Here is a 22,173-nt window from a genome sequence, read left to right on the forward strand (position 1 = left end):
GGCCCCGCCGCTAGATCAGGGGGTGGGCGCCCAGCCGGGCATCGGGTGGGCGGCGAGCATGTCGCGGACCTGGCCCGCGACCCGTCCGAGGGCCGCCTCGTCCTGCTTGGCGGCGGCCTGGACGGCCTCGTCGATCCAGCCCGCGATCTGCGGCATCCGCTCCTCGGTCAGCCCGCGGGTGGTGATCGCCGCGGTGCCGAGCCGCAGCCCGGACGGGTCGAACGGCGTGCGCGGGTCGAACGGGACGGCGTTGTAGTTCAGCTCGATGCCGGCCCGGTCGAGCGCCTGCGCGGCGGGCTTGCCGGGGACGCCCTTGTTCGTGAGGTCGATCAGGACGAGGTGGTTGTCGGTGCCGCCGGAGACCAGGTCGTAGCCGCGTTCCAGCAGCGCCGCGGCCAGCGCCCTGGCGTTAGCGACGATCTGCCGGGCGTAGCGGGCGAACTCCGGTGCCGCGGCCTCCTTCAGGGCCACGGCGATCGCGGCGGTGGTGTGGTCGTGCGGGCCGCCCTGCAATCCGGGGAAGACGGCCCGGTCGATCGCCTTGGCGTGCTCGCCGGTCGACAGGATCATCGCGCCGCGCGGGCCGCGCAGGGTCTTGTGCGTGGTCGTGGTGACCACCTCGGCGTGGCCCACCGGGGACGGGTGCGCGCCGCCCGCGATCAGCCCGGCGATGTGGGCGACGTCGGCGACCAGCACCGCGCCGACCTCGCGCGCGATCTCGGCGAAGGCCGGGAAGTCGATCGTGCGCGGGATCGCGGTGCCGCCGCACCAGATGACCTTCGGGCGCTCATTGAGGGCGAGGTCGCGTACCTGGTCCATGTCGACCCGCCCGGTGTCGGCGCGGACCTCGTAGCGGACCGGACGGAACCACTTGCCGGTCGCCGACACCGTCCACCCGTGGGTGAGGTGGCCGCCCATCGGCAGCGACAGCCCCATCACCGTGTCGCCCGGCTCCAGGAACGCCAGGTACACGGCGAGGTTGGCGGGCGAGCCCGAGTACGGCTGGACGTTGGCGTGCTCGGCGCCGAACAGCGCCTTCGCCCGGTCGATCGCCAGCAGCTCGACCGGGTCGATGTTCTGCTGGCCCTCGTAGTAGCGCCGCCCGGCGTACCCCTCGGAGTACTTGTTGGTCAGGACGGAGCCGGTGGCCTCCAGCACGGCGGGCGAGACGTAGTTCTCCGAGGCGATCAGCCGGATCTTCTCGAACTGGCGGCGGGCCTCCGCCTCGACCAGTCCGGCGATCTCCGGATCGCCGTCGCGCAGGTGGGGGATGGCGGGTTCGTGCATGACAGCCTCCGCGCTGCTCACGCCGGGACGCGTCGTACGGCCCCGACGAACGGGGACCCGTACACCCAGGCGCGCGGTGTGCGGACCGCTTTCGCTCCCCGGTGGTCGTCTCCACCTTGACTGCGCCAGTCGCGTGGGCGCCATCATAGCCGCCGGCCCGCCGCCGTCCCAGACCGTCAACGCGCCCCGATCCCGTCGCGCTCGGCGGACCCGTCCCGCCCGGAGGGCTCCCCGTGCTCCTCGCCGGGAGGCGTGCGGTCGGGCCAGGAGACGACGATCAGGCCGCCGAGCAGGAGCAGCGAGCCCGCCGCGACCGGCGCCGCCATCCGCTCGCCGAGCACCGCGATCGCGAGGCCGGTGGCGACCAGGGGCTCGGCCAGGCTGAGCGTCCCGGCGGTCGCGGCGCTCACCCGGACGAGGCCGGCGACGAAGAACATGTACGCGGCGGCGGTGGTGGCGATCCCGAGCCAGCCGACCAGCGCCAGCGGGCGGGGGTCGGCGAGCGCGGGCAGCCCGGCGAGCGTCCAGGGCAGCAGGGCCGAGCCGCCGGCGAGCAGAGTGACCGACACCGCCGCGGTCATGCCCACGTCCCGCCCGGTCAGCGTCTTGGCCGAGACGGTGTAGACGCCGAAGCACGTCCCGCCGGCCAGCCCGAGCGCGATGCCTCCCAGATCGGCGTGGGCGGACGACCCGGGGACCGTCAGCAGGCCGACGCCGCCGACGGCGCAGGCCGTCCCGGCCCACCAGCGGCGGCTGAGCCCCGTGCCGAGGACGAGCCGCTCGCACAGCCCGGTCGAGACGGGCGCCAGCCCGAACACGACGGCGGTCGCGACGGCGGCGCCGGTGCGGTCGACCGCGCCGAAGAACGACGCCTGGAAGGTGCCGGTCGCGGTCGCGGCGGCGAGGATCGGCGGCCACGCCGGGCGGCGCAGCGTCAGGAACGACCGCGGGTTCGTCGCGAGCACCACGGCGGCGAGGACGAGCCCGCCCGTGATGATCCGCGCTCCTCCGACGGCGACGGGGCTCGCGGACGGCTCCGCGAGCACCTGCGCGGGACCCACCGTTCCCCAGAGGACGCCCGCGGCGAGCACCAGCAGCACCCCGGACGAGTTGTTCCGTCGGTTCATGCCTTCGACGCTAGGAGGACGTGCGGCGCCTCGGTCCTTTAGCCGCCATTCCTTCGGCCGGCCTCCCCGGGGCCGTCATCCGTTCGCTCGGGCGACCCGGGCATGAAGATCAACTGTAGGACGTTCGGCGGTCCCGGCGCTCGGAGCGCGGAAGTTCGGACTGCTCGACGGGCTGGACGTACTCGAACACCACCGTCGTGCGGACGTCCACGAACTCCTTGCGGCGCGCCAGCCGGTCGAGGACGAAATCGCGCAGGTACGCGGTGCTCGGGACCGCCACATGCACCAGCAGGTCCTCGTTGCCCGTCACCACGTACACCCCGACCGACTCGGGCAGCGAGGCCATGGTGTCGCGGGCCGACTCGATCGCCTCCCGCGACTGCGGCCGGATCCGGATCGAGATCAGCGCCTGGACGCTGCGGTCGAGCCGCTCCAGGTCGGCCACCGCGTGGAAGCCGGTGATGACCCCCCGGGCCCGCAGCGCCCGCGTGCGCTCCAGCGCGGTCGAGGGGGCGATCCCGACCGCCTCGGCCAGCTCGCGGTTCGTCTGGCGCCCGTCGCGCTGCAGCCGCCGCAGGATCGCCTGGTCCACCGCGTCCATCGAGAATCCCTCCCGGTCGGGGGGCGCCGAACTCCCGCGCGGGGAACGCGCCCCGGCACCCCGTCCTCCGAAGATTATTCGCCCATGGCGAAGCAGGCCCACCCGGGGCGCGGAGAAGGTGCGGGCATGAGAAAGCGCATGACCCCGGGACGGGGCCATGCGCCTAGGTCGTTCCGCAGCGGCCTCAGCCGTCGCGCGAGTGCGATGGCCGACCGGTGGGGCGACGCCGAAGGCGGGCCCCACCGGGAAGATCGCGAAGCGGTGCCGCACTCGCCGAAGGAACGGTCACGCCCCGAGCCGTCAGGCGAGGGGCGTGGGCCGGGACTTCATGAACACGGATCAACTGCGGCCCGCGGCCTCCAGCGCCCGCTTGACGGCGGCGCGCTTCTGGCGGAGCTTGGCGAGCGCCTCCTCAAGGATGGCCTCGCCGTCCTCGTCGCTGCGCCGCTCCTTCACATAGGCCAGGTGCGTCTTGTACGGCTCGGTCTTCGGCGGCGCAGGCGGGTTCTCCGAGTCCTGGCCGGCGGGGAACCCGCAGCGCGGGCAGTCCCAGGTCTCGGGGACCGCGACGTCGGTCGCGAAACTGGGGCGGGTCTCGTGCCGGTTGGCGCAGTAGAAGGTCACCCAGACGCGGGGGGCGGCGTCGCCGCGCTCCGCCTCTCCCATCGGACCGGCCCCGACACGGCTGCCCCGAATCGCGTTGCCACTACCCACGGACTACTCCTCGCTCATTCTGCCGATGCCGCCCGTGACCTCCGAGGGCGGCGCGGCGCTCGTACGTATGGTTCAGGCGGCTCAGCCGACGCCCTTGTGCTTGAACAGCAGCCCGAGCACCACGATCGAGGCGAACCAGAGCACACCGACGCCGACGGTCAGGCGGTCGAGATTGCGCTCCACGACCGACGACCCGCCCAGGGACGAGTTGATCCCGCCGCCGAACATGTCGGACAGGCCACCACCCTTGCCCTTGTGCATCAGGACGAGGACCACCATCAGCAGGCTCGTGACGATGAGCACGATGGACGATGCGATGATCACAGTTCTTCAACGCCTTCTCTGGCCGGTCCCGCCGGGAGCGGGCTCGTCTGTCGTTCAGGACCTTGCCTGTGGTTCAGGTTCTACCTGTCGTTCGGTCGTGCTCGTGTTCACGTTCGGTGCTGGCGGGCGGAGGGTCGAGCCGGACGGTTTACCCGTCCGGTACGAAGGGTACGACGAAGTCTCCCCTGGTACGGCAAGAACCCCCATGTGATACCGAATTGATCAGTTTGATCAGACGGGGAGATCACGGTATCGGCAGATCTTGACGAACTCCCCCGGGTCCAGGCTGGCACCACCGACCAAAGCGCCGTCGACGTCCGGCTGCGCCATGATCCCGGCGATGTTCCCGCCCTTCACCGAGCCGCCGTACAGGATACGCGCCTGATCGGCCACTCCGCCCTCGTAGAGTTCGGCGATTCGCGTCCTGATGGCGCCGCAGACCTCCTGCGCGTCCTTCGGGGTGGCGGTCTCGCCGGTGCCGATCGCCCAGACGGGCTCGTAGGCGACCACGCTGCGCCGCACCTGCTCGGCGGTGAGCTTGTCGAGCGCGCCGTCCACCTGCTTCAGGACGTGCGGGACGTGCTCGCCGGCCTTGCGGACCTCCAGCCCCTCCCCCACGCACACGATCGGCGTGATGTCGGCGGCGAGGGCGGCCCTGGCCTTGGCGTTGACGAGCGCGTCGTCCTCGCCGTGGTACTGGCGGCGCTCGGAGTGCCCGACGGTGACGTAGGAGCAGCCGAGCTTGGCCAGCATCGACGCGGCGATCTCGCCGGTGTAGGCGCCGGAGGCGTGCTGGGAGACGTCCTGCGCGCCGTACCCGATCGCGAGGCGGTCGGCCTCGATCAGCGTCTGGACCGAGCGCAGGTCGGTGAACGGCGGGAGCACGACGACGTCCACGGCGTCGTGGTCGGCCTCCTTGAGCGCGAACGCCATCTTCTGGACGAGCAGGATCGCGTCCAGGTGGTTCTTGTTCATCTTCCAGTTGCCGGCCATCAGCGGCTTGCGGGAAGGGGTCACGGGGGCCATCGGTCAGTCCTCCAGGGCCTGCAGGCCGGGCAGCGTCCTGCCTTCGAGGTATTCGAGGCTGGCGCCGCCGCCGGTCGAGATGTGGGAGAAGGCGCCCTCGTCGAAGCCGAGGCGCCGGACGGCGGCGGCGGAGTCGCCGCCGCCGACTACCGTGAACGCGCCGTTCCGGGGGGTGTGGGGGGTCGTCCCCCCACCAGGGTCCGCGGCGGAGTCGATGAGGCCCTGGGCGACGGCGCGGGTGCCGTGCGCGTAGGGCTCCATCTCGAACACGCCCATGGGGCCGTTCCAGAACACGGTCCGCGTGCCGGCGAGGCGGGACGCGAACAGCTTGCCGGACTCGGGGCCGATGTCGAGCCCGAGCCGGTCGGCGGGGATCGCGTCGGCCGGGACCACCGCGTGCTCGGCGTCGGCCGCGAACGCGGTCGCGGCCACGATGTCGACGGGCAGGACGAACTCCACGCCCGTCTCCTCGGCGCGCCGCAGGTATTCGCGGACCGTGTCGAGCTGCTCCTCCTCCAGCAGGCTCCTGCCGACCTCGTGGCCCTGCGCCTTGAGGAAGGTGAACACCATCCCGCCGCCGATCAGGATGCGGTCGGCCTTGCCGAGCAGGTTGTCGATCACGCCGAGCTTGTCGGACACCTTCGAGCCGCCGAGGACGACCGCGTAGGGGCGCTCGACGTCCTCGGTGAGCCGCCGCAGCACCCCGACCTCGGTGGCGATCAGCCCGCCGGCGGCGTGCGGGAGCCGCGCCGGGACGTCGTAGACACTGGCGTGCTTGCGGTGCACGGCCCCGAACCCGTCACCGACGTAGAGGTCGGCGAGGCCCGCGAGGCGGTCGGCGAACGCGCCGCGCTCGGTGTCGTCCTTGCTGGTCTCGCCCGCCTCGAAGCGCAGGTTCTCCAGCAGCGCGACGCCGCCGTCGGCGAGGCCGGCGACGGTGGCGGCGGCGGACTCCCCGGCGACGTCGGCGGCGAACGCCACGTCCGCGCCGAGCAGCTCGCCGAGCCTGGCCGCGACGGGCGCCAGCGACAGCTCGGGCCTCACCTGCCCCTTGGGACGGCCGAGGTGGGCGCAGACGACGACCCTGGCGCCCCTGGCCCGCAGCGCCTCGATCGTCGGCAGGCTCGCCCTGATCCGCCCGTCGTCGGTGATCCGGCCGTCCTCCAGCGGGACGTTCAGGTCCGAGCGGACGAGCACCCGCCGTCCGGCGACGTCGAGATCGTCAATGGTGCGCATCGGGATGCGTTGTCCTTCCGGATACGGCCGCGCCGTGGCCTGCCGCCCGGGGGGCGCGGCCACGGCGCGGTCAGATGGCACGGCGCCGGCGGCGGGTCAGAGCTGCGAGCCGACGAGCTTGACGAGGTCGACGAGGCGGTTGGAGTAGCCCCACTCGTTGTCGTACCAGCCGACGACCTTGACCTGGTCGCCGATGACCCGGGTCAGCCCGGAGTCGTAGATGCACGACGACGGGTCGGTGACGATGTCGCTGGAGACGATCGGGTCCTCGGTGTAGGTCAGGTAGCCCTTGAGCGGGCCCTCGGCGGCGGCCTTGAACGCGGCGTTGACCTCGTCCACCGTGACCTCGCGGGACAGGGTGGCGGTGAGGTCGGTCGCCGAGCCGGTCGGCACCGGGACGCGCATCGCGAAGCCGTCGAGCTTGCCGTTCAGCTCGGGCAGCACCAGGCCGATGGCGACGGCGGCGCCGCTGGAGGCGGGCACGACGTTGATCGCGGCGGCGCGGGCGCGGCGCAGGTCCTTGTGCGGGGCGTCCTGGAGGTTCTGGTCCTGGGTGTAGGCGTGGATCGTCGTCATCAGGCCCTTCTCGATGACGAAGCTGTCGTGCAGCACCTTGGCCAGCGGCGCCAGGCAGTTGGTGGTGCAGGACGCGTTGGAGATCACCGTGTGCGCGGCCGGGTCGTAGCGGTCCTCGTTGACGCCGAGCACGACGGTGAGGTCCTCGTTCTTGGCCGGGGCGGAGATGATCACCTTCTTGGCGCCGTTGTCGGCGTGCACCTTGGCCTTGGCGGCGTCGGTGAAGAACCCGGTGGACTCCACCACGATGTCGACGCCGACGTCGCCCCACTTGAGGTTGGCCGGGTCGCGCTCCTCGAACGCCTTGATCGACTTGCCGCCGACGACGATCTCGTCCTCGGTGGCGTGCACGTCCTCGGGGAAGCGGCCGAGGATGCTGTCGTACTTGAGCAGCTGCGCGAGGGTGGCGTTGTCGGTCAGGTCGTTGACCGCCACGATCTCGATGTCGGCTCCGCTCGCCTTCACGGCGCGGTAGAAGTTGCGGCCGATCCGGCCGAACCCGTTGATGCCTACTCGGATGGTCACGGAACGGCTCTCCTCATACGTCGTCTCACCCGGTGTGACCGGGCCGTCCTCCAGCGTCGGACCGGGGCCTTCCCCCGTGCTCTCGACCCTATCCAATGACCCGCGAGTAGCCCGACACCGGCCGAGAAGGAAGTCACGGGGGGCGGCGGCCCGGCTCACGTGGGCGGTCGCGGCCGGGCCCGCCCCCGCCGGAGGGGCGGGCCGGCCCGTGGCCGGGTCAGCGGGCGAACTGGTAGCGCCCGACCACCTTTCCGGCGGAGTTCAGGAGGTTGAACACACCGGTGACCCGCTCCCCCTCGCGCCGCGGGCGGTACACGCGCGGCGCGGTCGCGAAGATCGTCACGGCTCCGCGGCGGCCCACCGCGACCCGGCCGCAGGTGGCCTCGCCCTGGCCGCCGCCTCCGCACGCGAACCGCATGCGGGTGCCGTCGTCGTAGACGGCCTCGAAGGAGGCGACCGGCACCCTGGCGAACCCCACCCAGGACGCCTCTCCGGCGCCGCGTCCGCCGGAGTAGCCGACGAAGGAGTTCCAGCCCCGGGGAGCGACCCGGGTGTAGGGAACGCAGGTCATCCGGCGCCCGGCCTCGCTCAGGGCCTGGATCTGGATGTTCCCCGATGCCTGCTCCGCCACGACGAACCACCGGTTTCGCCTACCGGGATCACGCAGCGCGCCGAGCTTCCGCAGCGCCCGCCCCCGCTCCTGCGGAGGGGTGGCGCCGGCGCACAGCTCGGCCAGCGTCGCGGCGGCCTCCGGTTGGGCGGGCAGCCGCAGGGGCGGGTTCGCGCTCCCCGGGGCGAGCGGGCCGGCGCGGTGGTCCCGGCCGCTCCCGCCACCGCCGCCGGGCAGGTGCGAGGGCACCAGCGTGACGGCGACGGCCGTGCAGGCGACGGCGGACGCGGCGAGGACGGGTCCGGCCAGCCGGCGCCTGCCGCCCCGGCGGCTCCCGTCCGCGCCGCGGCCGGCGCGGTTCCGCACGCGCTCCCACGCGTCGGGGCTCACCGAGTACGACTCGCCCTGGACGCGCAGCGCCTCCCGCAGCGCCTCCTCGATGTCCCTCTTCCCGCCTTCCGTCATTCCGGTGCACCTCCCAGGGCGCGTTGCAGGGCGGCGATGCCGCGCCTGATGTGGGTCTTGGCGGAGCCGGCCGAGACGTCCATCGCCTCGGCCACCTCCTGGTCGGTGAGGTCGAGCCAGTACCGCAGGACGAGGGCCTCGCGCTGCCTGCGCGACAGGCCGTCCAGCGCGACGATCAGCTCGCGGTGGCCCTCCCGGTCGAGCACCACCAGCTCGGCGGCGGCGGCCGGCTCGGGCGGCGGGGGCTGCCGGAGCCGGACCAGGCGCAGGTGCCGCCGCCGGTTGCGGGTCAGGTTGCAGACGGTGGCGCGCAGGTAGGCGGGGGCGGTCTCGGGACGCCGCAGCGCCCCGCCGCGCCCCTGGAGGCGGGCGAAGGCCTCCTGCGCCACGTCCTCCGGGTCGTCCGCGCCCAGCAGGCCGGCGAGCCCCACGAGCCGCGGGTAGTGGGCCGCGAACAGCTCCTCCAGCACGGAACCGGACAGGGTCACCGCCTCGCGGTGGCCAAGATCTTCGACGGACATCACACCGTTAGGACACCCGGACGGGGGTACGGATGACAGGGGACGCCGCACGTTCCGTAACGTCGCCCAGCGTTCACCATCCCGTCACCGGCGGCCGTCAACCACCGCCGGAAGTGATGTGTCTCTGACCCGTGCACAAACGATCTTCAGGAAAGTCGCGCCGCGCCGGGGGCACCGCCGCGGGCAGGGCCGCGGGCGGGTTCGCGGCGGCGGTGGCGCTGTCGGCGCTGGTCACGGCGTGCAGCGGGTCGACCGGGTCGGCGCCGTTCGGGCCGGCCTCACCGGGCGGCCCCGAGGGCGGCGTGAGCGCCCACGCGGGCAGCGGGAGCAGGGCGAAGTGCCTCGGCTTCAACGGCCTGGACGGGCTGAATCCGGCGGCTGAGGTCCGCGCCGGCCGGTTCAGGATCCCCGGGTCGGCCGCGACGCGGGTCGCCACCGGCACCGACGTCGACTGGGGCCTGGACCCCTTCAACGACCGGACGTGGCAGCTCTGGCTGCACTCCCTCGAATGGCTCGGCGGCGCGATCAAGGAGTACGAGCGGACGCGCGACCCGTCCGACCTGGACCTCGCCGCCGGGATCGCCCGGGACTGGCTCGCCGACAACGCCGGACCGGAGCGCTTCGACGAGCACCGGCGCGAGTCGATCTCCGAGGGCACCAAGTTCCGGCTGGCGACGCTGGTCTGCCTGCGCCGGTACCGGTCCGGGCGCTGGCTGGACGAGGCGATCGCCAGGCACGCCGAGTGGCTCGCCGACCCGAGGCACTACTCCGGCCCCTGGAACCACGGCACCGACGAGTCCATGATCTTGATGACGGCGGGCTGCGGGATCGGGCGCACCGATCTCATCGACACCGGTCAGCGCCGACTGCTGGACTCGATGCTCGCCCCGCCCGGCGGAGCGCGCCCCGCCATCGACGAGGAGGGCGCCAACAACGAGCAGTCCACGCACTACTCCGTCTACAACCGGGGCCGGTGGCGGCTGGCGTTCGCGGTGATGCGCCAGTGCGGGCGCCCCGCCCCGCGCGAGCTGCTCGACCGGCACCGCAGGATGGACGAGTTCATCGCGTTCCAGACGACGCCCGCCGGGGACCAGCTCCAGATCGGCGAGTCCTACGCGGCCAGGGCGTCCGACATCAGCGCGCTGGGGAACGGCCCGCTCAGGTACGTGGCCACCGGCGGCGCCAAGGGCACGCCGCCGCGCGAGCGGGCCCGCGTCTACCAGGCCGGATACGTCATGGGACGCTCCGGGTGGGGCAGGCAGGGCCGGAGGTTCGCCGACGAGATGTCCTACACCGCGCGGTTCGGGCCCGGCCGGTACGCGCACGGCCAGAACGACCACATGGCGCTGACCTTCCACGCGCTCGGCCGCGACATCATCGTCCCGAGCGGGCACATCGGCTACAGCGACCCGCAGTGGAACACCTGGCTGCGCTCGCCCGACGCGCACAGCGCGCTCGTCGTGCGGGGCGCGGAGTTCGACCCGAAGGCCGCGACGGAGCTGACCGCGCACCGGTTCCTGCGCGGCGCCGACACGTTCCGGTTCACCGACACCGCCTTCGCCGGGACGACCCGGTCCCGCTCGGTGCTCGCCGCCTCCGACCCCGACGCCCTGCTGGTGCTGGACGACGCCGCGTCCGCCGGGTCCGTCCCCGTGGAGCAGCTCTGGCACCTGCCGGCCGGGTTCACCGCCGTCCCGGACGGGACGGGCGCGGTCGCGGCGGCGGGCAAGGTCCGCGTGCACTTTTTGCAGATCCCGCTGCCCGGGACGGCGCCGCTGCCCGCCCGGATCACCCGGGGCAGCCTCAAGCCGCCCCAGGGGTGGATGGTCCCGGCCCCGCGCAAGACCCTCCCCGCGCCGGTGGTGTCCTTCCCCGCGGAGGGGCTGAAGGTGCGGATGCTGACGCTGATCGCGCCCGTCCGCGGCGAGGAGCGCCCGCAGGTGCGGACCGCCGCGCTGCCCGGCGGCGGGCTGCGCGTCGAGGCGCGGTTCTCCGGCCGCCGGCTCACCGCCGAGGCCGCCCCGGACGGGACGTTGCGCCGGCTCCCCTGACCCCGGCGGCCGCCGCGCGGCTCAGGGGGCGAGCATGTCGGCGGTGAGGTTCGCCTCGGTACCGGGGATGCCCTGGTCACCGGCCCGCTTGTCGGCCATCGCGAGCAGCCGCCTGATCCGGCCGGCGATGGCGTCCTTGGTGAGCGGCGGGTCGGCGAGCTGGCCGAGCTCCTCCAGCGACGCCTGCTTGTGCTCCAGCCGCAGCCGTCCGGCGTTCACCAGGTGCTCGGGCGCGTCGTCGCCGAGGATCTCCAGCGCGCGGGCGACCCGGGCGCCGGCCGCGACGGCGGCGCGCGCCGAGCGGCGCAGGTTGGCGTCGTCGAAGTTGGCGAGCCGGTTGGCGGTGGCCCGCACCTCGCGGCGCATCCGCCGCTCCTCCCACGCCAGCACGCTGTCGTGGGCGCCGAGCCGGGTGAGCAGCGCGCTGATCGCGTCGCCGTCGCGGACGACGACCCGGTCGACGCCGCGGACCTCGCGCGCCTTGGCGTGGATCTTCAGCCGGCGGGCGGCGCCGACCAGCGCCAGCGCCGCCTCCGGGCCGGGGCAGGTCACCTCCAGCGACATCGACCGGCCCGGCTCGGTGAGCGACCCGTGCGCGAGGAAGGCCCCCCGCCAGGCCGACTCGGCGTCGCACGCGGCGCCCGCGACCACGTGCCGGGGCAGGCCCCGGACGGGCCGCCCGTTGTTGTCGATGAGCCCGGTCTGCCGCGCGAGGGACTCACCGTCGCGGAACACCCGGACCACGTAGCGGTTGCCCTTGCGCAGCCCGCTCGGCGCGAGCACCACCACCTCCGAGGTGTGCCCGAACACCTCGGCGACGTCCTTGATCAGCCGCCGCGCCGCCACCCCGGTGTCGATCTCGGCCTCGATCACGATGCGCCCGCTGACCAGGTGCAGACCCCCCGCGAACCGCAGCAGCGTCGAGACCTCGGCCTTGCGGCAGCACGGCTTGAGCACCGTGAGCCGGCTCAGCTCGTCCTTGACCACACCGGTCATCGCCATAGATGAACCCTCCCCCTATCTGACTTCCAGCAGTCTCGCCGATGACGGCCCGACCGGACGTCACTCACTGAATATCTGTACGAAGGCTTGGGCCAGACGGGCCGGATCATGACGTGGGGAACCGTCGTCGGCGGCGACCCCGGCGAGCACCAGCCGCCCGCCGAGCCGCCGGACGGCCTTCTCCAGGGCGCCCGGGTCCTCCACGACGCCCTCGTCGGCGATCACGACGTCGACGCTCAGATCGGGCGCGTGCGCCTGGAGGACCTCCAGGTGGGCCTGCGGGGAGAAGTCGTCGGTCTCGCCGGGCTGCGGCGCCAGGTTCAGGGCGACGACGCGGCGGGCGCGGGAGGAGGTGAGCGCGCGGGCGAGCGCGGGCACCTTCAGATGCGGCAGGACGCTGGTGAACCACGAACCGGGCCCGAACACGATCCAGTCGGCGTCCTCGACGGCGGCGAGCGCCTCGGGGCAGGCGGGCGGGTCGGCGGGCACCAGCGACACCCCGAGCACGCTGCCCGGCGTCTTCGCGCACGCCACCTGCCCCTTCACCCGCGTCACCTCGTCCGGACGGGACGGGTCGGCCCCCCGCACCTCGGCGACGATGTCCATCGGGACCGCCGCCATCGGCAGCACCCGGCCGTGCGCGCCGAGCAGCCGCCCCACCCAGTCCAGCCCCGCGACCGTGGACCCGGAGGGCGCCCCCCAGGCGGGCCCCCCTGGCACTCCGGCGCCGGCGGGCTCGCCGCCGCGCGGGCCGCCCGCCGCGGCGCCGGGCACGCCCCCGGGTGAGCCGCCGGGTGAATCGCCCGCCTCACCGCTGGACGGCCCCTCGGCCAGGCCGCCGTGCGCGCTGGTCGAGGCGCTGGTCGAGGCGCTGGTCGGAGCGCCGCCGGGCGCGTCCTGCGGCGCGGTGCCGGACGGGGCGCCGGCGGCGCCGCCGAGCAGGAGGTCGGCGGCCGCTCCGGTCGAGGCGCCGCCCAGGAGTTCCCACAGGGCGACGATCAGCAGGTTGCCGACGGCGTGGCCCTGGAGGTCGCCCTCGCTGCGGAAGCGGTGCTGGACCACGTCCCGCCAGGTCTGGCCCCATTCGTCGTCGCCGCACAGCGCGGCCAGCGCCATGCGCAGGTCGCCGGGCGGCAGGACGCCGAGCTCGCGGCGCAGCCGTCCGCTGGAGCCGCCGTCGTCGGCGACCGTGACCACCGCGGTCAGCCGGTCGGTGACGCGGCGCAGCGCCGACAACGAGGCGTACAGGCCGTGGCCGCCGCCGAGCGCGACGACCTTCGGGCCGAGGGGCTTCACCGTGCCGTTTCTCTCTCCGTCCGCGACCCGGGCCGGTTCCCGGACGGGCTCCCCGGCGGGGGTCTCACTCGCGGCCGAGGTCACGATGGGCGACCTGCACCTCGATGCCCTCGTCCCGCAGCCGGGCGGTGATCTGTTCCGCCATGGCCACACTACGGTGTTTGCCCCCGGTACAGCCCACGGCCAGCGTCACGTAGTGCTTGCCCTCACGCTCGTAGCCGTCGGCGAGCAGCCGCAGCACCTCGGAGTAGGCGTCCAGGAACTCCTTGGCGCCGCGCTGGCCCAGCACGTAGTCGCGGACGGCGGCGTCGCGGCCGGTCTTCGGGCGCAGCTCCGGCACCCAGTGCGGGTTCGGCAGGAAGCGGCAGTCGACGACGAGGTCGGCGTCGACGGGCAGGCCGTACTTGTAGCCGAACGACACCACGGTCGCGCGCAGGCTGGACTCGCCGGTGTCGTTGCCGAAGAAACCGATGATCTTGTTGCGCAGCTCGTGCACGTTCAGCCCGCTGGTGTCGATCACCAGGTCGGCCTCGGCGCGGACCTCGCGGACCAGCTCGCGCTCGCGGGCGATCCCCTCGACCAGGCGGCCGTCGCCCTGGAGCGGGTGCGGGCGGCGGACGCTCTCGAACCGGCGCACCAGGTCGGCGTCGCCCGCCTCCAGGAACACCACGCGCGGGTGGACGCCGCGCGCCTCCAGCTCGGCGATCGAGGAGTGCAGGTCCTCGGTGAACGCGCGGCTCCGCACGTCCACGACGACCGCGATGCGGGGCACCGCGTCGCGCACCCGGCCGCCGAGGTCGGCCATCGTGGCCAGCAGCCCCGGCGGCAGGTTGTCGACCACGAACCAGTCGAGGTCCTCCAGCGACTTCGCCGCCGTGCTCCGGCCCGCCCCCGACATCCCGGTCACGATCACGATGTCCGGGACGTTCGTCTCACTCGTCATGCCGCTTCCCCCTGTGTTCCCCGTCGCCGTCCGCGCCGGCCCCGCCCGGGCCGCCGCCGGATCGGCCGCTCGTGCCGCCCGCGCCGGCTCCGGGCCCGCCGTTCAGCGCGGCGACGATGCCCTCCGCGCTGCGCGGGCCGATGCCCGGGACCTCGGCCACCTGCTCGGGCGTGGCCTCCTTCAGACGCTTCAGCGATCCGAAGTGTTTCAGCAGCGCCGCCCTGCGCGCAGGGCCCAGACCCGGAACGTTATCGAGTTCGCTCACGGTCATGGCCTTGGAGCGCCGCTGCCGGTGGAAGGTGATCGCGAACCGGTGCGCCTCGTCGCGGATCCGCTGGACGAGGAACATGCCCTCGCTGTTGCGCGGCAGGATCACCGGGTCGGCGTCGCCGGGCAGCCACAGCTCCTCCAGCCGCTTGGCGATCCCGCAGACGGCGATGTCGTCGACACCGAGCTCGTCCAGGGCGCGCTGCGCGGCGGCGACCTGCGGCGGGCCGCCGTCCACGATCACCAGGTTCGGCGGGTAGGCGAACTTGCGGGGGCGCCCGGTCTCGGGGTCGATCGGCTGGTGGGCGCCCTCGTCGTCGGGGTCGCCGAGGCTGTCCAGCTCGCCGGTCCGCTCGCTCTCGGCGAGGTAGCGGCGGAACCGGCGGGTGATCACCTCGTGGATCGAGCGGACGTCGTCCTGCCCCTCGACCGCCTTGATCGTGAACCGGCGGTACTCGCTCTTGCGGGCCAGGCCGTCCTCGAACACGACCATCGAGGCGACCACGTTGGTGCCCTGGAGGTTGGAGACGTCGTAGCACTCGACGCGCAGCGGGGCGTCGTCCAGCTCCAGCGCCTCCTGGATCTCCTGGAGCGCACGGCTGCGGGTGGTCAGGTCGGACGCGCGGCGGGTCTTGTGCTGCTTGAGCGCCTCGTGCGCGTTGCGGGCGACGGTCTCCAGCAGGGTCTTCTTGTCGCCGCGCTGCGGGACGCGCAGCCGGACCGGCCCGCCGCGCTGCTCGCTGAGCAGCTCGGTCATCGCGGCCTCCTCAGGCGGCTGTGCGGGGACGAGGACCTCGCGCGGCACCGAGTCGCTCTCGCTGTAGACCTGGATCAGGAAGTGCTCGACGAGGTCGGCGGTGGTGACGTCCTCGACCTTGTCGACGACCCAGCCGCGCTGGCCGCGGATCCGGCCGCCGCGCACGTAGAAGACCTGGACGGCCGCCTCCAGCTCGTCCTCGGCGAAGGCGATCATGTCGCAGTCGGTGGAGTCGGCGAGGACGACCGCCTGCCGCTCCAGGGCGCGCTCCAGCGCGCGGATGTCGTCGCGGAGCCGGGCGGCGCGCTCGTACTCCTGCGACGCGGCCGCCTCCCGCATGTCGCGTTCGAGGCGCCGGATGAAGCGGGCGGTGTGGCCCGCCATGAAGTCGCCGAAGTCCTCGGCGAGCATGCGGTGCTCGGCGGGCGAGACGCGGCCCACGCACGGCGCCGAGCACTTGCCGATGTAGCCGAGCAGGCAGGGCCGGTCGAGCTGGTGCTGCCGCTTGAACACCCCGGCGCTGCACGTCCGGACGGGGAACACGCGCAGCAGCTGGTCGACCGTCTCCCGGATCGCCCACGCGTGGGAGTACGGGCCGAAGTAGCGCACGCCCTTCTTCTTGGCTCCGCGCATCACCATCACCCTCGGGAACTCCTCGTTGAGGGTGACCGCGAGATACGGATACGACTTGTCGTCGCGGTAACGGACGTTGAACCGGGGGTCGAACTCCTTGATCCAGGAGTACTCCAGCTGGAGCGCCTCGACCTCGGTGCCGACCACCGTCCAGTCGACCTTGGCCGCCGTCCGCACCATCGTCTGGGTGCGGGGGTGCAGCGAGGAGAAGTCGGCGAAGTAGGAGTTCAGCCGCGAGCGCAGGCTCTTGGCCTTCCCCACGTAGATGACCCGGCCGTGCTCGTCACGGAATCGGTACACGCCGGGCGACTCCGGGATGGAGCCCGGAGCGGGTCGGTAGGTCGCCGGATCTGCCACGCTGAAAAGCCTAGTGGCCGCCACCGACACACCGGTCGCCGCCGAGTCCGCGCGGCCCGCGCGGCCGGGCGTCGCGGGACCCCGCGGGACCCCGTGGGGCCCGCCCCTGAGCACGGGCGCCGCGAGGGTGCGGGCGCCCGCGCCGGTGGGGCGGCGGTCAGGAGAGGATGACCTTGCCGCCCTGCACGGTGATCGTCTTCTCCTTCAGCGGCTCCTGCGCGGGCGGGTTCGCGACCGAGCCGTCGGCGATCTTGAACTTGCTGCCGTGGCAGGGGCAGTTGATCGTGCCGCCCGACACCGACCCGACCGTGCACCTGCGGTGCGGGCAGACCGCCGTGAACGCCTTGAACTGGCCCGCGGTGGGCTGGCACACCACGACCTTCTCGTCCTTGAAGACCTTCCCGCCGCCCACGGGGATCTCCGACGTCGAGGCCAGGGCCTTGCCCGCCCCGCCGCCGGAGCCGCCGCCGGATCCGCCCTCGGAGCCCTCGTCGTCGGACTTGTCGTCCGAGCCGCCGCACGCCGCCGCCAGCCCGGCGACGCCCGCGAGGCCGACGCCGAGGAGCAGCCCCCGGCGAGAGTTCCCGGCCGGGCCCGCCGCGCCCGCCGCGCCGCCCGCCGCGAGGTCCGCCGACGCCGCCGGTGACTCGTGCGGCGGACGTCCGGTGTCCGTGGTCGTTGCGGGGTCGTGTGCCATGCCTGTTCGCCCTCCGGTCCGTCACTCTGGTCGCCTGCTGTCACCGGGAGCACGGACGCGCGCCACCGAGGGTTCAATCCGAACCGAGCCCAATGATCTCCGACGCGTCGCGGCATGGGGCGCCGACCCGCCGTCCGGACCCGACCCGGCGCCCGCCGGTGGCGCGAACGGTCAGGCGAGGATCTTGGACAGGAACTGGCCGGTGTGGCTGGCCTCGACCTTCACGATGTCCTCGGGGGTGCCGGTGGCGACGACGGTGCCGCCGCGCGAGCCGCCCTCGGGGCCCATGTCGATGATCCAGTCGGCGGTCTTGATCACGTCCAGGTTGTGCTCGATGACGATCACGGTGTTGCCCTTGTCGACCAGGCCGTTCAGCACGCCGAGGAGCCTGCGGATGTCCTCGAAGTGCAGGCCGGTGGTCGGCTCGTCCAGCACGTAGATCGTCCGGCCGGTGGAGCGCTTCTGGAGCTCGGAGGCCAGCTTGACACGCTGCGCCTCGCCGCCCGACAGGGTCGGCGCGGGCTGGCCGAGCCGGACGTAGCCGAGCCCGACGTCGTTGAGCGTCCGCAGGTGCCGGTGGATCGCGTTGATCGGCTCGAAGAACTCGGTGGCCTGCTCGATCGGCATGTCGAGCACCTCGGAGATCGTCTTGCCCTTGTAGTGGACCTCCAGGGTCTCCCGGTTGTAGCGGGCGCCGTGGCAGACCTCGCACGGGACGTAGACGTCCGGCAGGAAGTTCATCTCGATCTTGATGGTGCCGTCGCCGGAGCAGTTCTCGCAGCGGCCGCCCTTGACGTTGAAGGAGAACCGGCCCGGCTGGTAGCCGCGCACCTTCGCCTCGGTGGTCTGCGCGAACAGCTTGCGGATGTGGTCGAACACGCCGGTGTAGGTCGCCGGGTTGGAGCGGGGCGTCCGCCCGATCGGCGACTGGTCGACGTGGACGACCTTGTCGAGCTGGTCGACGCCGTTGACCCGGCGGTGCTTGCCCGGGACCGTCCGCGCGCCGTTGAGCTGCTTGGCGAGCGAGTTGTAGAGGATGTCGTTGACCAGCGTCGACTTGCCCGACCCCGACACGCCCGTGACGGCGGTGAGCACGCCCAGCGGGAACGCCACGTCCACGTCGCGGAGGTTGTTCTGCTGGGCGCCCTTGACGGTGACCTCGCGGCCGCGCGCCCGGGGGCGGCGGATCTCCGGGAGGGCGATCTCGCGGCGCTTGGACAGGTAGGCGCCGGTGAGCGAGTCCTCGGAGGCGAGCAGGTCGTCGACGGTCCCCGACACCACGATCTTGCCGCCGTGCTCGCCCGCGCGCGGGCCGATGTCGACGACCCAGTCGGCGGCGGCGATGGTGTCCTCGTCGTGCTCGACGACGATCAGGGTGTTGCCCATGTCGCGCAGCCGGATCAGGGTCTCCAGCAGCCGGTGGTTGTCGCGCTGGTGCAGGCCGATGGACGGCTCGTCCAGCACGTACAGGACGCCGACGAGCCCGGATCCGATCTGGGTGGCCAGCCGGATCCGCTGCGCCTCGCCGCCCGCGAGCGTCGCCGAGGCGCGGTCGAGCGTGAGGTAGTCGAGACCGACGTCCAGCAGGAACCCGAGCCGGGCGTTGATCTCCTTCAGCACCCGCTCGGCGATGTGGGTCTCGCGCTCGTTCAGCTCCATCGCGAGCAGGAACTTGGCGGCCTCGCCGATCGGCATCGAGGCGACCTCGGCGATCGACATCCCGCCCATGGTGACCGCGAGGACGACCGGCTTCAGCCGGGCCCCCTGGCAGGTCGGGCAGGGGATCTCCCGCATGTAGCCCTCGAACTTCTCCCGGCTGGAGTCGCTCTCGGACTCGGCGTGCCGCCGCTGGATGTAGGGGATCACGCCCTCGTAGGCGGTGTAGTAGGAGCGGGTGCGCCCGTACCGGTTCTTGTAGCTGACGTGGACCTGGGTCTCGTGCCCGTTCAGGATCGCCTTGCGCGCCTTGGCCGGGAGGCGGTCCCACGGGGTGTTGAGGTCGAAGCCCATCGCGTCGCCGAGGGCGGACAGCAGCCGCAGGAAGTAGTCGCTCACGTGCCCGCCGGACCACGGCTGGATGGCGCCCTCGCCGAGCGTCTGCTCCCCGTCGGGGACGACGAGCTCGGGGTCGACCTCCATGCGCGTGCCGAGGCCGGTGCAGTCGGGGCAGGCGCCGTAGGGCGAGTTGAACGAGAACGACCGGGGTTCCATCTCCTCGAACGACAGGTCGTCGTAGGGGCAGTAGAGGTGCTCGGAGAACATCCGGGTGCGGTCCTCGTCGCCCTCGTCGAGGTCGACGAAGTCCAGCACGATGGTGCCGCCCGCGAGGCCGAGCGCGGTCTCGACGGAGTCGGCGAGCCGCTGGCGCGCGGAGTCCTTCACCGCGAGGCGGTCGACGACCACGGAGATGTCGTGCTTCTCCTGCTTCTTCAGCTTCGGCGGCTCGTCCAGCCGGATCATGGCGCCGTCGACGAGCGCGCGCGAGTAGCCCTTGGACTGGAGTTCGCGGAACAGCTCCAGGTACTCTCCCTTGCGCCCGCGGATCACCGGCGCGAGCACCTGGAAGCGGGTGCCCTCCTCCAGCTCCAGCACGCGGTCGACGATCTGCTGCGGCGCCTGGCGGCTGATCGGCCGGCCGCACTCGGGGCAGTGCGGGTGCCCGATGCGCGCGTACAGCAGCCGCAGGTAGTCGTAGACCTCGGTGATCGTGCCGACCGTGGACCGGGGGTTCTTGCTGGTCGACTTCTGGTCGATGGAGACCGCGGGCGACAGGCCCTCGATGAAGTCGACGTCGGGCTTGTCCATCTGGCCGAGGAACTGCCGGGCGTAGGCCGACAGCGACTCCACGTACCGGCGCTGCCCCTCGGCGAAGATCGTGTCGAACGCCAGGCTGGACTTCCCCGACCCCGACAGACCGGTGAACACGATCATGGAGTCCCGCGGCAGGTCGAGCGAGACGTCCTTCAGGTTGTGCTCGCGTGCTCCACGCACGATGAGTCGGTCATGCACGGCGTACTTCCGGTTCCTCTTCTGGGCACGGGTGATGGGTTCTGGGGAGCGGTGACGGGGGCCTCAAGGCTAGCCAAGGGGTCCGACAGAATCCCCCGAGTCGTTAACAGCGATGCACGCCGCCGCATTTCGCGGGACCGGACGGCACCCTCGCACCGTACACGTGTTCGAACACCGCCCGCCACACGACTCACCCACCGGGTAACCCCGGCGTCACCTTCCGGCGGGCCGGAGGGCGTCCAGGATCCGGGCCAGGGTGCGGCGGCGCAGGTCATCGGACCATCCGCCCGCCAGGGCGCCGTGCGTGGTCGCGGTGACCAGGGCCATGACCTCGTCCAGCCGGACGTCGCCGCGGACCGCCCCGGCGCGGCGCGCCGCGTCCAGCAGCGAGCCGAACGCCCCGGTCAGCGCGGTGATCTGCGCGCCGGGCTCGATGGCCGTGCCCTCCTCGGCGAGCAGGCCGACGACGGTGCCGATCCGCGCGGAGCTCTCGACGAGGTAGCCGAAGTAGTCGAAGAACGCGGTGGCCGGGTCGCCCTCGGCCGCCAGGGCGTCCGCCTTCCCGACCAGCCGCCCGCGCAGCTCCTTCATGATCGCCGCGAGCAGGTCCCGCTTGGTCGGGAAGTGGCGGAAGACGGTGCCGATCGCCACGCCCGCGCGGGCGGCGACCTCCTCGGTGGACGCGGAGGCGCCGCGCTCGGCGAAGACCTCCTCGGCGGCGGCCAGGATGCGCGCGCGGTTGCGCCGGGCGTCGGCGCGCAGGGGCCTTTCGGGCGTCACCGTGCCGCCCGTCGACGCCCGGCCCGCCGTTGACAACATGAGTCTCGACTCATTATTTTCCTATCATGAGTTTCCACTCATCTTAGTGGGCGGAGGAGAGGCCATGTCCCAGCAGGGTCCGCGTGAGCTGTTCGACCGGTTCCGGCGCAACGCCCTCGCCGGCGAGCCCGCCCTGGACGAGGCGATGTGCGCCGAGGACATCGTGGTCGAGAGCCCGTTCGCGCCGTCCGGGCGGCGGCGGGTCGAGGGGCGCGCCGGCGTCCTGGCGATGGCGCGGGAGGGGCGCGCGGAGCTGCCCGTCGCGTTCGAGGAGTTCCGGAACGTCGTGGTGCACGAGACCGCCGATCCCGAGGTGATCGTCGCCGAGTACGAGATGGTCGCCTCGGTGCCCGGGACGGGGCGGCGCGCGGCCGCCTCGTTCGTCGTGGTGCTGCGGGCCAGGGACGGGCGGGTCGTCCACTGGCGCGAGTACCAGGACCGCGCGGCGATCATGGAGGCGCAGGCGTCCTGAAGCACCCCCCGCGCCCTGGCACCGCATAGGCGGGTGCGAAAGGATGGGGGCTCTTGCGGACGAGGGGGCCCTATGGAGTGGCGGAGCGTCATCGGCGAGCTGGACCTGGGCACGGAGCGCGTCATCGCGTCGCTGACCGCGCTGAGCGAGGAGGACGTGCGCGCGCCTTCCGCGCTGCCGGGATGGAGCCGCGCCCATGTCGCGACGCACATCGCCCGCAACGCCGACTCCCTGTGGAACCTGCTCGAATGGGCGCGGACGGGCGTGGAGATCCCGCAGTACGCGAGCCTGGAGGCGCGCAACGCGGCGCTGGCCGAGGGCGCCGGACGCAAGCGGGACGAGCTGGTCGATGACGTGCGGGCCTCGGCGGAGCGGTTCGCCGAGCAGGCGCGGACGCTGCCGGAGGAGGTGTGGAACGCTCCTGTCCGGGCGCTGCAAGGCTGGTACCACCCCGCCTGGTACGGCGTCATGCGCCGCTGGCACGAGGTGGAGGCCCACCACGTGGACCTCGCCGCCGGCTACGGCCCCGCCGACTGGCCCGAGCCCTACGTCCGGTGGGCGCTGACCAGCACGCTCACCGACATGGCGGCGCTGCCGGAGACGCAGCGCGCGGGCCTGGCGGGGTACCGGATCACCGCGACCGACTCCGGGGAGAGCGCCGATCTCGGCTGGGCGCCCGGCGGGCCCGAGGCGTCCGGGTCGGGCCGGGCACTGCTGGGCTGGCTGAGCGGGCGCTCCGACGGCGTGGGCGTCGCGCTGCGCCCCGACGGCCCGCTGCCCGAGCCGCCGCCCTGGCCGCACGCCCCCGCCGACTCGTTCTGACCGCTCCGACTCGTCCTGACCGCTCCGCGCGGCCGT

20 protein-coding genes and 1 riboswitch are annotated in these 22,173 nt (G+C 73.1%); of the genes, 3 read left to right on the forward strand and 17 right to left on the reverse strand.

Going from position 1 to position 22,173, the window contains the following annotated elements; translation table 11 throughout:
• Positions 1–15: 15 nt before the first annotated feature.
• From glyA to GNZ18_RS14550, 10 genes are all read right to left on the reverse strand, one after another.
• The gene (glyA, locus tag GNZ18_RS14505) at positions 16–1,287 is read right to left on the reverse strand and encodes a serine hydroxymethyltransferase (RefSeq protein WP_156216880.1); all 1,272 of its coding nucleotides are present in this window, start codon (positions 1,285–1,287) and stop codon (positions 16–18) included.
• 56 nt (positions 1,288–1,343) lie between these two features.
• Positions 1,344–1,430: riboswitch (ZMP/ZTP riboswitch) on the reverse strand.
• A 33-nt stretch (positions 1,431–1,463) separates the two neighbouring features.
• Positions 1,464–2,414 carry a DMT family transporter gene (locus GNZ18_RS14510; RefSeq protein WP_156216881.1) on the reverse strand — a complete coding sequence of 317 codons (951 nt, stop codon included), beginning with the start codon at positions 2,412–2,414 and terminating at the stop codon, positions 1,464–1,466.
• Positions 2,415–2,523: 109 nt separating this feature from the next.
• Positions 2,524–3,015, reverse strand: a complete 492-nt coding sequence (locus tag GNZ18_RS14515; RefSeq protein ID WP_156216882.1) for an Lrp/AsnC family transcriptional regulator — start codon at positions 3,013–3,015, stop codon at positions 2,524–2,526.
• A gap of 339 nt (positions 3,016–3,354) precedes the next feature.
• A complete protein-coding gene (locus tag GNZ18_RS14520; RefSeq protein WP_214619155.1) occupies positions 3,355–3,729 on the reverse strand; it encodes an RNA polymerase-binding protein RbpA in 375 nt (124 codons plus the stop codon).
• 81 nt (positions 3,730–3,810) lie between these two features.
• Positions 3,811–4,053 (reverse strand): preprotein translocase subunit SecG, encoded by a 243-nt coding sequence (gene secG / locus GNZ18_RS14525; protein ID WP_214619154.1) that lies wholly within the window; start codon positions 4,051–4,053, stop codon positions 3,811–3,813.
• A 231-nt stretch (positions 4,054–4,284) separates the two neighbouring features.
• Complete coding sequence (tpiA, locus tag GNZ18_RS14530) at positions 4,285–5,079, reverse strand: triose-phosphate isomerase (RefSeq protein WP_156216883.1); 795 nt, start codon at positions 5,077–5,079, stop codon at positions 4,285–4,287.
• Positions 5,080–5,082: 3 nt separating this feature from the next.
• The gene (locus GNZ18_RS14535) at positions 5,083–6,315 is read right to left on the reverse strand and encodes a phosphoglycerate kinase (RefSeq protein WP_156216884.1); all 1,233 of its coding nucleotides are present in this window, start codon (positions 6,313–6,315) and stop codon (positions 5,083–5,085) included.
• A gap of 96 nt (positions 6,316–6,411) precedes the next feature.
• Positions 6,412–7,416, reverse strand: coding sequence for a type I glyceraldehyde-3-phosphate dehydrogenase (gap, locus tag GNZ18_RS14540; protein WP_214619152.1), 1,005 nt, complete (start codon positions 7,414–7,416; stop codon positions 6,412–6,414).
• 217 nt (positions 7,417–7,633) lie between these two features.
• Entirely contained in the window at positions 7,634–8,491 is an 858-nt protein-coding gene (locus GNZ18_RS14545; protein ID WP_156216885.1) for a hypothetical protein, read from the reverse strand.
• Positions 8,488–9,012: a sigma-70 family RNA polymerase sigma factor gene (locus GNZ18_RS14550; protein ID WP_156216886.1), complete on the reverse strand. Its 525-nt coding sequence runs from the start codon at positions 9,010–9,012 to the stop codon at positions 8,488–8,490. Before GNZ18_RS14550 ends, GNZ18_RS14545 begins: the two co-directional genes overlap by 4 nt.
• Before the next feature lie 131 nt (positions 9,013–9,143).
• Between GNZ18_RS14550 and GNZ18_RS43660 the strand changes: the two genes are divergently transcribed.
• A complete protein-coding gene (locus GNZ18_RS43660) occupies positions 9,144–11,063 on the forward strand; it encodes a heparinase II/III domain-containing protein (RefSeq protein ID WP_156216887.1) in 1,920 nt (639 codons plus the stop codon).
• A gap of 21 nt (positions 11,064–11,084) precedes the next feature.
• Here GNZ18_RS43660 and whiA read toward each other — a convergent pair whose 3' ends face one another.
• The 7 genes from whiA to GNZ18_RS14590 all read right to left on the reverse strand — a co-directional run bounded on the left by whiA (position 11,085) and on the right by GNZ18_RS14590 (position 20,843).
• A complete protein-coding gene (gene whiA / locus GNZ18_RS14560) occupies positions 11,085–12,065 on the reverse strand; it encodes a DNA-binding protein WhiA (protein ID WP_156216888.1) in 981 nt (326 codons plus the stop codon).
• A 60-nt stretch (positions 12,066–12,125) separates the two neighbouring features.
• Positions 12,126–13,445 (reverse strand): gluconeogenesis factor YvcK family protein, encoded by a 1,320-nt coding sequence (locus GNZ18_RS43665; RefSeq protein WP_446678407.1) that lies wholly within the window; start codon positions 13,443–13,445, stop codon positions 12,126–12,128.
• Positions 13,426–14,304, reverse strand: coding sequence for an RNase adapter RapZ (gene rapZ, locus GNZ18_RS14570; protein ID WP_156216889.1), 879 nt, complete (start codon positions 14,302–14,304; stop codon positions 13,426–13,428). The genes GNZ18_RS43665 and rapZ overlap by 20 nt, the downstream gene beginning before the upstream one ends.
• Positions 14,294–16,318: an excinuclease ABC subunit UvrC gene (gene uvrC / locus GNZ18_RS14575; RefSeq protein WP_242893401.1), complete on the reverse strand. Its 2,025-nt coding sequence runs from the start codon at positions 16,316–16,318 to the stop codon at positions 14,294–14,296. The genes rapZ and uvrC overlap by 11 nt, the downstream gene beginning before the upstream one ends.
• Positions 16,319–16,475: 157 nt before the next feature.
• Complete coding sequence (locus GNZ18_RS14580; RefSeq protein ID WP_156216890.1) at positions 16,476–17,015, reverse strand: Rieske (2Fe-2S) protein; 540 nt, start codon at positions 17,013–17,015, stop codon at positions 16,476–16,478.
• A gap of 171 nt (positions 17,016–17,186) precedes the next feature.
• Positions 17,187–20,024: an excinuclease ABC subunit UvrA gene (uvrA, locus tag GNZ18_RS14585; protein ID WP_312874520.1), complete on the reverse strand. Its 2,838-nt coding sequence runs from the start codon at positions 20,022–20,024 to the stop codon at positions 17,187–17,189.
• 213 nt (positions 20,025–20,237) lie between these two features.
• Positions 20,238–20,843 (reverse strand): TetR/AcrR family transcriptional regulator, encoded by a 606-nt coding sequence (locus GNZ18_RS14590; protein ID WP_156216891.1) that lies wholly within the window; start codon positions 20,841–20,843, stop codon positions 20,238–20,240.
• Positions 20,844–20,907: 64 nt separating this feature from the next.
• On the opposite strand from GNZ18_RS14590, the gene GNZ18_RS14595 reads away from it, so the two are divergent.
• Entirely contained in the window at positions 20,908–21,315 is a 408-nt protein-coding gene (locus GNZ18_RS14595; protein ID WP_156216892.1) for a nuclear transport factor 2 family protein, read from the forward strand.
• A gap of 72 nt (positions 21,316–21,387) precedes the next feature.
• Positions 21,388–22,137, forward strand: a complete 750-nt coding sequence (locus GNZ18_RS14600) for a maleylpyruvate isomerase family mycothiol-dependent enzyme (protein WP_156216893.1) — start codon at positions 21,388–21,390, stop codon at positions 22,135–22,137.
• Positions 22,138–22,173: the final 36 nt, after the last annotated feature.

Origin of the sequence: Actinomadura litoris (assembly GCF_009733595.1) — a bacterium.
In the GTDB taxonomy this organism is placed as follows: Bacteria; Actinomycetota; Actinomycetes; order Streptosporangiales; family Streptosporangiaceae; genus Spirillospora; species Spirillospora litoris.